The 10206-nt window shown below is 48.9% G+C and carries 7 protein-coding genes; 4 read left to right on the top strand and 3 right to left on the bottom strand.

Annotation, left to right across the window (positions count from 1 at the left end; all coding sequences use genetic code 11):
- On the top strand, nucleotides 1-629 hold a 629-nt coding region (locus PHP59_RS03730; RefSeq protein ID WP_300163800.1), incomplete at its 5' end, for an alpha/beta hydrolase.
- 4 nt (nucleotides 630-633) lie between these two features.
- On the opposite strand, the gene PHP59_RS03725 is transcribed toward PHP59_RS03730, so the two are convergent.
- The 3 genes from PHP59_RS03725 to PHP59_RS03715 form a co-directional block, all read right to left on the bottom strand.
- Complete coding sequence (locus PHP59_RS03725; RefSeq protein ID WP_300163797.1) at nucleotides 634-1110, bottom strand: putative immunity protein; 477 nt, start codon at nucleotides 1108-1110, stop codon at nucleotides 634-636.
- A 733-nt stretch (nucleotides 1111-1843) separates the two neighbouring features.
- Entirely contained in the window at nucleotides 1844-3316 is a 1473-nt protein-coding gene (locus tag PHP59_RS03720) for a hypothetical protein (RefSeq protein ID WP_300163794.1), read from the bottom strand.
- Nucleotides 3317-3601: 285 nt separating this feature from the next.
- Nucleotides 3602-5182, bottom strand: a complete 1581-nt coding sequence (locus PHP59_RS03715; RefSeq protein ID WP_300163791.1) for a hypothetical protein — start codon at nucleotides 5180-5182, stop codon at nucleotides 3602-3604.
- A gap of 38 nt (nucleotides 5183-5220) precedes the next feature.
- Here PHP59_RS03715 and PHP59_RS03710 point away from each other — a divergent pair, with 38 nt between their 5' ends.
- The 3 genes from PHP59_RS03710 (at nucleotide 5221) to PHP59_RS03700 (ending at nucleotide 10206) form a co-directional block, all read left to right on the top strand.
- Nucleotides 5221-5661, top strand: coding sequence for a nucleoside deaminase (locus tag PHP59_RS03710; RefSeq protein WP_300163788.1), 441 nt, complete (start codon nucleotides 5221-5223; stop codon nucleotides 5659-5661).
- Nucleotides 5662-6097: 436 nt separating this feature from the next.
- Nucleotides 6098-7696, top strand: coding sequence for a hypothetical protein (locus PHP59_RS03705; RefSeq protein ID WP_300163785.1), 1599 nt, complete (start codon nucleotides 6098-6100; stop codon nucleotides 7694-7696).
- Entirely contained in the window at nucleotides 7696-10206 is a 2511-nt protein-coding gene (locus tag PHP59_RS03700; protein WP_300163782.1) for a hypothetical protein, read from the top strand. Before PHP59_RS03705 ends, PHP59_RS03700 begins: the two co-directional genes overlap by 1 nt.

Here is a 10206-nt window from a genome sequence, read left to right as displayed (position 1 = left end):
TATACATACACGGACAGTCCGGGCGTAAAGAAGAAGCGGAAGCGTTTGCTCATATAGCCAGTCATTATGCGTGGCAAGTTTTGAGTATCGACTTGCCCGAACATGGAGAACGCAAAAGAGAAACAGATTCATTTGACCCGTGGCACGTCGTGCCAGAACTCGTGTCTGTTATGGACTATATCAAAGGCCAGTGGACACACATTTCTCTGTTTGCTAACAGCATTGGTGCATGGTTCAGTATATTGAGTTTTGAAAATGAACTGCTGGAAAAAAGCCTTTTTGTTTCCCCTATTCTTGATATGAAACAACTTATTTCCACTATGATGCTCCGGGCAAATGTATCGGAAACACAGCTTGAGCGTGAACGTATTATCCCCACTTCCTCTGGACAAACTCTTTCGTGGGAATATCTCCTCTATGCTCAAAATCACCCGATTACACAATGGGAGGTTCCAACAGCAATATTGTATGGCGAGCATGACGAACTTACAGATCGTACTGTTGTAGAAAAATTTGTGCAACGTTTTCATTGCAATCTAACTATTATGAAAAATGGGGAACACTGGTTTCATACCTCAGAACAATTGGAAGTCTTAAATAATTGGATCAAAACGTGCCTTCGAGAATAAACTATCAAAAACCCTCCCCCTTCCTCAATTTAATAGAGACCCCGACCCCCTGCTCCAGCACAACGATCCTCCCCATTATCTCCTCCCGCAACCGCTCAGGGAGACGCTCCGACTGCCACTCCCATTCCCCGCCAACGTCGCCCCCGGCCGCCGCCACGGCTTTCAGGGCATAGTACCCCGCCCCGTAGGCGTGCTGCGGGACATGCGCAGTCGCCACCGCCTGGCCTGCGGCACGTGCGGCACAACAGGCCGCGTCATTTTCTTTCGCGTCGCGGGCGGCGGCATGGGCGGCAAGAGAAGCGCCGCGGATCTCGGCCATCCTGAACACGCCCGTACTGGCCCATCTCCGGCATGTTTCGATGGCATTGCGCGGGCGGTCGTCCTCCGGATACGCCTCCTCAAAAAACGGAAGCACCCGTTCGGCGCAGTCCGCGGCCCAGGTCGCCATCGAGATCTGATCCTGTCTGGCGTATTTTTTCACAGACAATTCTTATGAACGTCCCATATTTTGTATCTTGATATGCCGCCGGGAGGGAGATGTCAACGGGATTGCCATAGCATCGATACACCCCTTCCAGGACGCTCCGGGTCCGCCTCGAGTGGACGGCGAAGGCGGACGTCCGGACCGACGACGACGAACCCGACCCTTGCACCCTCGCGCCCGGTTCGCGCCAGGGTGGTGGCAACCGGGCGGCCGAGGGAAAAAAGCCGATCCTTACCGGGATCTGTGTACAGAGTACGTAAAGAGAAGTGTGTACAGCTACCCCTGATAATTTACACACGATCCGAAGAACACCCGGCACGGGCGATCGTGAGGCAGGTCTCTCCGGCCGTGATCCCGGCGCGAGTGTAAACACCATGGAAACCTCGCATCCATGCCTCAATCATCGATCAACGGCTGCCAGCGAGATATCGCCCGGTGCAAACCAGGCGCGAAGAAGAAAAATGGCCCTCTGGCCCTGTAGAATGCCTCTCCTTTTCCTGGATCCGGTATAATTCAACCGCCTCCCCACATCGATCGCGCCGGGGCGGCAATTCGATAGTGTTCCCGCATGGTGTCTTGCTCCGAAGAGGGAGCACGGATCCGTGCACATCCCACACGCCCACAGGAATGTTCATCGCGTATGCTTCCGTGGATCATGCCTGATTCTCCAGATCCGAATAAACGGGTTGGAGCCGGGATCGGCCCTGAAGCCTCCCGGCCCCTTCCAGTCCTAACCCGTGGGTTCGAACTTTATCGCCCTGTCGTACACCATCTCGTTGTAGGACGGCCCGGTACTCGTAGCACCCTCCAGGTAACTCCTCCAGATAATGAAGAGCGGCTGGTCAGGCTCGATACCGTAACTTCCTATACCGGAGGGGAGCTCGAAGCAGTGCGGGTCACCCTCGCAGTCCCTCGCGATCGTGTAGACGTACAGGTACTTCGCGTTGGGATTGTCAGGGAGGTACTCCTCGGCAGTTCCGCTGAAGTCCGCGTCGGTGATCGATCCGACGCCATTCCACACATCAGCCCCATATAAGGAGAAACTCGAGTACGTCGCCTTGCCCGTGGCTACGTGGTTGACCCCGTAGACGATGATGAATTCGTTCTTATCGTTCCCGAGGGTGATCGGCGGGTTTCGCAGGAAGTCGTAGTACTGCGTGGTGTCGAAGAAGGGCGGCGTCGGCGAGTTGACAGTCTGGTTCGCGCTCCAGAGATACGCTGCATCGTTGCTGGGGCCGACACCATCGATTCCCCGCTGGATAGCATCATTCCCCATCGGGAATCCGATACTCGTCGGAAGCTCCGTGGCGCTCAGGTTGTTGTGCTTCTCAAGAATCGCGGCCCTGAGATCTTCGAGATCGTCCGTAAGGTCAAGCTCCGTCTTCCCTGTTCCCCTGACCCGCAGATCCGGAGACTCGTACGGGTCGAGTTCGATCGTGTTTTTCGGCGTCACGCGGAAGACGGTCGCCGGGGTATTGTTGATGTACTCGGCGCCTGCCTCCTTGTCGGTGAAGAGGGCCGGGCGGATAAATATGCCGAACGTATCGGAGGTGTTGTCGAGGCCCATATTCAGTATGGACGACGGAAACACCTGGGTGTTCATCATGTCGTCCGAATATCCCGCCGATCTGGCGGCGGCACGGATACGCTCGTCAATGCCCCTGTCGGCCGTAGCGACGGTAATCGTCGTCTGGTTGTACGGATCTCCCGACCCTCCGGTCGTGTTGATGACCTGATTGTTCAGCGAATCGGCGATGTTGGAAAAGATCCACCTGGTCTCGTTGCCATAGATCCTGCTCATGAGATAATAATCGTACCCGAAGTACCTGCACTCAGGCGGTGTCTGTCCTACGAAGACAACAGCTTCGTCGGGACCGAGACTCCAGAAAGAAGATGTGTTCCCGCTCATTCCAAGTGTTTTCGCTATCTCTGCTATCCGTTCGTCGACCGGATATCCGGGTGCCGGCGGAACGAAGTATGCCAGATACTTTGTGGCCGGATTGTTTCCATATGCGGAAGGCAGCACCCCTGAATCATAGAGTTTAATAAGATCGAAATAGCCGATCTCGCCTTCCTGCACGCTGAAGTTGTCCTGTTCCAGTATCTGCCGGAAAGCATCCACGTCACCCGTTTCTCCTGTCTGTGCAAGGCCGTGCCCGACCAGCATGGCCACGAGAATTGCAAAGAGGATGTACCGTCTCAAACTCTTCCCCCCTCTGGGGGTGGAATACCATCCGGGCAAGAAATAGTTTTGGTTGTATCCCGGTCCGATTGCTCTACTCGTGCATTCTGTCATCCAGGCAAACAACCGATATATGGTTCCCTACCGCATGCTGACATATCCTGAAGAAGGAGAGGGATCCGCCCACACGCTGGAGCGCTGCTCAGAAAATGTTCAATCGCGTGTGCTTGAAACGAAGGTTCACGCCGAATTCTCCAGAGCCGAATAAACGGGTTGGAGCCGGGATTCTCCCGGCCTCTTCCAGTCCTAACCCGCCGGCTCGAACTTTATGGCCCTGTCGTACACGATCTCGTTGTAGGACGGGGCTGTTTTCGTAGCACTCTCCAGGTAGCTCCTCCAGAGAATGAAGATCGGCTGGTCGGGCTCGATGCCGTAACTTCCTATACCGGAGGGAAGCTCGAAGCAGTGCGGGTCACCCTCGCAGTCCCTCGCGATCTTGTAGACGTACAGGTATTTCGCGTTGGGATTGTCGGGGAGATACTCTTCAGCAGTTCCGCTGAAGTCCGCGTCGGTGATCGATCCGACGCCATTCCACACATCCGCTCCATTGAGAGTGAAGCTCGAGTACGTCGCCTTGCCCGTGGCTACGTGGTTGACCCCGTAGACAATGATGAATTCATTCGTATCGTTCCCGAGAGTGAGCGGCGGGTTTCGCAGGAAGTCGTAGTACTGCGTGGTGTCGAAGAAGGGCGGCGTCGGCGAATTGACAGCCTGGTTTGCGCTCCATAAATATGTTGCATCGTTGCTCGGGCCTACGGCATCGATCCCCCGCTGGATAGCGTCAATCCCTTGCGGGAACCCCGGAGCCGTCGGAAGCTCCGTGGCGCTCAGGTTGCTGTACTTCTCGAGAATCGCGTTCCTGAGGTCGTTGAGATCGTCCGTAAGGTCAAGCTCCGTCTTCCCGGTTCCCTTGACCCGCATATCCGGAGACTCATACGGGTCGAGTTGGGTCGTGTTTTTCGGCGTCACGCGGAGGATAGTCGCAGACGTGTTGTCGATGTACTCGTCGCCTACCTGCTTGTCGGTGAAGAGGGACGGGCGGATAAATATGGCGAACGTATCGGAGGTGTTGTCGAGGCCCATATTCAGGATGGACGACGGAAACACCTGGGTGTTCATCATCTCGTCCGAATATCCCGCCGAACGTGCGGCAGCACGGATGCGCTCGTCGATGCCCCTGTCAGCCGTGGCGACGACTATCGTCGTCTGGTTGTACGGGTCTCCAGGCGACCCCTCCGTCTTGATGATCTGGTTGTTCAGCGAATCGCCCATGTTGGCAAAGATCCACCTGGTCTCGTTGCCATACGTCCTGCTCATGAGATAATTATCGTACCCGAAGTACCTGCACTCCGGCGGCGTTTGTCCTACGAAGATAACGGCTTCGTCGGGACCGAGATTCCAGAATGCAGATGTGTTCCCGCTCATTCCAAGCGTTTTCGTTATCTCTGCTATCTGTTCGTCGATCGTACCCCCGGGTGCCGGCGGAACGAAATATGCCAGATACTTTGTCGCGGGATTGTTTCCATATGCAGAAGGCAGCGCTCCTGCGTCATACAATTTGATGAGATCGAAATGCCCGATCCCGCCTTCCTGCACGCTGAAGTTGTCCTGTTCCAGTATCTGCCGGAAAGCATCCACGTCACCTGTTTCTCCTGTCTGTGCAAGGCCATGCCCGGCCAGCATGACACAGAGACATGCCAATAGAATATACCGTCTCACAGATTTCCCCCCTTTTGTGGTTGGAATACTATCCAGGTGAGAAATAGTTTTGGTTGCTTCCCTGCCCGACCGCTCGACCCCGGCAGTTTCGGCGACCGGAATGTTCATGGGCCGTCAAGCACTTTCTCTATCCGGGTGTCGTTTCAATGGACAAATTCATGCAGGCCGCCATCGAAGAGGCCAGACAGGGACGTGCCGAGGGCGGGATCCCCATCGGCTCGGTGCTGGTGATCGACGGCACAATCGTCGGCCGGGGACACAACCGGAGGGTGCAGAAGGGCAGCGCCATTTTACACGCCGAGATGGACTGCCTGGAGAATGCCGGCCGCCTCAAGCCGGAGGAGTACCGCCGGGCGGTGCTGTACTCGACTCTTTCCCCCTGCGACATGTGCAGCGGGACGGTCCTCCTCTACAAAATACCCAGGGTCGTGATCGGCGAAAACCGGACCTTCCAGGGACCGGAGGAGTATCTCCGAAGTCGGGGTGTAGACGTGGTCGTCCTGGACGACGAGGAGTGCGTGCGCCTGATGACCGATTTCATTGCCGCGAATCCAGATCTGTGGAACGAGGATATCGGGGAGGAGTAGGGGGATCTATCCAGGGGGAGGAGGGAGCGCTGTCATCTCTGATAGCACCAGGTAATACGGTAACTGACGGTGCGTGTCTGTAGATCATCAACGATTGGATCAGGATCTGTGCAGGATCCAATACACTATAGAAGAGAATATAAAGGAAATTTTCTCCTGCGCAGCATTATAATTCACATTATCTTAACTTCGCAATTTTTGTAGGACATCTTCTCCGGTCCAAGCAGTTAACCATCTGTTCATGCACTTTAAAACCGAAGGAGGAAGGGTACGCGTTCTAGACACTCACGATATGAGCCACAAAAAACGCACTCTTTTGAGTATGGCAAGAACTCGACAACTCTATTCATATGATGAGACAAAAGAGCGGCATGAAATTTAATTCGATGATATTATCTTGGCCGAAGAAATACATCGTTCTTGAAGGCGAATTTCAGTGGATTATGCAATATGGAAGAGACATTCTGGACATGAAGAGTTAGTCTACGCCAAAAATTTTGCAAATAACCACCATTTATCCAATTGCAGGCTTTTATTTTGCCCTGCGTGCGGAGAACCAGTAATATTAGCAAGTGGAGAGGAAAGAACCTATTTTAGACACTGCCCCAATAATCCAAAAAATTACACCTGCCCCAACTATTCAGATAGTGTATATGCGGTTCAATATCAGAGGCAACAAGAGGAACGCAAATTAAGGCAACATCCAAAACGGATCTATATTTTGAAGATGGGTGGAAAATTCGGGCTTTTTCTTGGTTTTCCTCCATTGGAAGAGAAGACTGTTGTAGCCGCCAGAAATGAAAAACTCATAGTACGGATCATTAATCCAAATAATGCAGAACTTAAAGAGAACAGAATCCTCTCTAATCAATTAATTCCAGGAGAAACAACTTACCTCCAGTTAAAGTGGATATATGATTATTACTCTCTCGAATACAGTGAATCACCAGTCGGCCACGACATAATTAAAATCTGGGGGGAGGATCTATCAGGACTTCCAGAAGAGGGGGCACTGTTTAGATACAGTAAAAATTATGCTCGTTGTATATCCGACAACGGAGAGATAAACACAGACAAATACTACTATTTTGCAACTGCCTTTGGAATACCGGATGACACTGAAGAATTTCTCGAATACGAGCCATTAGGGGAATTAGAGGGAGATTCATATGGCTTCGAATCAAAATGGATGGTCTACCGGGTGCAGTTTACCAAAGTCACCGAAGAGGCCATAGAATTTGCAGACAACTTAGGGGTCACGCTTGTCGAGTGGCATCCCCCACTAATTCCCCTCTGGCCTCCTCATGTGCAGGTTGGAAAGAGGCAAATTTACAGCAAACCAACGGCTGTCCTCAATCAGGCACAAACAGACACATCCTATTATCAGGATACGGATGGACAATCTCGCAGACTAATCCAAAAAATACCTAATAAAGCGGGATGGTTGTTATGTCACTCTGTCAGGGGTCCAACGCACGTCAAATCCTCTGATGGATCATATGAGGCCCACCCCACATGCGAATATCCAGAAGAAATATTTCATTACTACATTCCAGAAATAACACTTGATTACGCAAAAAAACCACTTGAAAATGGAGACTCCTTTTCCCTCAAGGATAGAGCAAACTTGTCCTTCAAATCAGACTGTAAATGTGACATTTATCATTACTCAGAAAAACAACTAAAAAGTGTTTACTGGAATGAACAGGCTATTCTTGCATTTCTAAACTTATCCAAAGGAGATAATATTTGCGTACGTCACGGACTGGACGCGATACATCACGTAAGCATTCCAAAACCCATCCAGCCAAAGGGAAGATACTCAGTAAAGAAAGACGAAGAAACGTATCCGGAACTCATTCTAATGGGAGGTACGTTTATATCGACCCCCGTGAAAGTGAAATATATTCTGGGCCATCTTGAAAAGTATCCTAAAGTCAGTAGTTATCTCAGCCAGACATTAAGATCTGGAAAAATACCACAGAAGGCGTACGACCATCTCATTTCTGAATTCTATCCGGAGGTTGAAAAGTAATGGCAAACCCAAAAAAAGATTTCAATGTACGTTGCTGTATCGGGATTCCAGTGAAGTTTGGCGACCATGACTTCAAAGTCTTGAGGATCGCAGACATTTCCACAAAAGAGTGGGGTAAAAAAGGTCGAGTAAATACCATAGGTACGATCTACACCAATCCAGACAACGGACACATGCTCATACCGATTAAATTGGAGGAAAACTCTGATCAATGGGGGCATGACAATGTAGGCATCTGGATGTGGAAAGAAAGCGCCAATGCGGAGGTTTATGACGCAGCACCCTATTCACTTCATCCTAAACCCCCTTGCAAATATAATTATTACGAAGTCATCTTCTTGCAGAATCCTGAAACTTCGCCAGAATCCCTAGAACATATGAGACGGGTGGGGGATTCTGATGATGCACTCGCACAGATATTGGAAAATGGTATCGTTGTCCCCGACACATTTTCAGAAAATCTCCTCGTAGTCTATGATTGCGATGAAGAACATTACTTCTGTGTTGAGATAACGAAAGCAACATCCAGTCTGCGGTATAATGAGTTACTTTTTGTAACCGATAGAAGGTCGTCATTGGATCGATATAGAATCGAAAGAACAGACGTTATTGATTCTTTTGATCCATTATACAAAAATTCAATCCCAGATAACGGTTCAGACCTGACTCGAAGGTTCATCTACAAAAAGATGAAATTCGGTCAACAGGACAAGTTAGATACCCTGATTCTTCATACTGATTCAACTCGCTTTGCAGGATATTTTTACCGCATCGCCTCTCGCCTGAATTACTCAGAGGGTGATAAGAAATTAGTGAACAAAATTGTCACCGAAGCCCTCTCAAATCCGAAATTACGGCCTGTATTTACACTATCTCCAGAGAATAAGCAGTGGCTTGAGTTACAAACTGACATAATAAGTGCATATCTCAACACCGATGATAAAGTTGAGGAGTTCGTAAGGGGGGTTATTGAAAACGTTCCAAAGATCAACGAAAAATACATTGATAAAATACAACATATTGCAAATCAAGGATTGTTTGAGCAGAAAGAGGCTTTAGAGAGAGAAATTAGCGACCTAAAGAACATAATCGATGAAATCAATGGTGAAATACTTGTAATAAATGCGGAAAAAACAGCTGAAACGGATGCATTAAAATCGCTCAAGAAAACAGTTGAATCAGAAGGGGAAAGACTCAGATCAGAACAAGAATACCACATAAAACAGGAACTCCACAGATACAAAGAAAATCAAAAAAAGATTGCTGATGATGAAATTGTTGCATTTAAAAAAGAACAAATGCAGGCGATCACCAAAGAGGGCGAACAGTTTAGAGTTGATCAACAGAACGCCATCCAGAAAGATCTTGAGTCACTCCGTGAGGAAACTCGCAAAATCCAGAAGGACATAGAATCATTAGAGATATCAAAGAAACAACTTGAGAAAGATATTTCAGAAAAAAAACAGATTCAAGAAGAACTCTCGCAACTGGAACAAAAGAAGCAAGATTTAGAAAAAATAAATGGTCAATTAAAAACCTATTGTGAGCAGAAACTTAGGAGCATCCAGCACAATCCAGGGAACTTCCTCGGCGATTTGGCGCTGTTTAAAGGGGTAATTCCATCAGGGGATTACGAAAAGATAAGTGTTGCCTCCTCGCCAAATTCAGATCCTTTAGTGCAGCCGGCAAAAGATTGTCACGGATCAGAATCGATCGAGAGTGACAATATAAAAGATCTAATCGATGATCTGAAGAACAATCTTCAGAACATTGGAACTGACAATAAATATGCTGAGAGCTTAGCTAAGCTCATTGCTGGAGCATATGTGACAAGAACTCCTCTCCTCCTTACAGGATGTAAGGCAAATCTCATGGCTAATGCCATTTCAGTTACACTCCATTCACAAACACCCGAGGTTATTTCTGTTCCAACTGGTTACAACAACTATTCTTCACTGTTAAACACTGTGAAAAAGACAAGAGGAAATATTGTTCTTCTTCAAAATGTCATCGGTTCCATTGACGAATATTGTTATACGCATCTCGCAAAGGACATTCTTGATGAAAACCCCGAAAAATACATCCTGTTTTCACTTGATTTCTCAGAAAACATGCGAATACTTCCGCCAAGTGTCCTAGGATATATGGTCCTCATCAATTCAGAAGATATGATAACCTCCATTGCAGCCAATGCCTTGTATCCTGGGATTTGTACAGTAACTATCGAAAGAAGTTCAAAGGGATTTCAGGATTTGTATCAGAGAGCAGTTAAGATTTCAAAAGGACTGAATACAACAAATGGGTACAATCTGACTAGAACTGCAATACTCTCTGATTTTATCGAAACAGATGACGAAAAAGATGAAGAAAACGTGGAGGGGGTACTTCTTCTGGAGCTTGCATCATATTGCAAATTGTTAGGGACTACAAAAGAACTAAACCAAAGACTAGAGAATCTTAGCAGAAAAGACCTCAAAGAGATCATAGTGGGACTCCTTGGAGGAGAATAA

Source organism: Methanofollis sp. (assembly GCF_028702905.1).
Taxonomy (GTDB): Archaea; Halobacteriota; Methanomicrobia; order Methanomicrobiales; family Methanofollaceae; genus Methanofollis.
The sequence above is the reverse complement of the archived record's forward strand: the minus strand, read 5'-3'. Positions and strand labels throughout refer to the sequence as shown.

Coding starts and splice junctions, on each gene's coding strand:
- PHP59_RS03710 (WP_300163788.1), top strand. CDS start 5,221: ATGGACAAATTCATGCAGGCCGCCATCGAAGAGGCCAGACAGGGACGT.
- PHP59_RS03700 (WP_300163782.1), top strand. CDS start 7,696: ATGGCAAACCCAAAAAAAGATTTCAATGTACGTTGCTGTATCGGGATT.
- PHP59_RS03715 (WP_300163791.1), bottom strand. CDS start 5,182: ATGAACATTCCGGTCGCCGAAACTGCCGGGGTCGAGCGGTCGGGCAGG.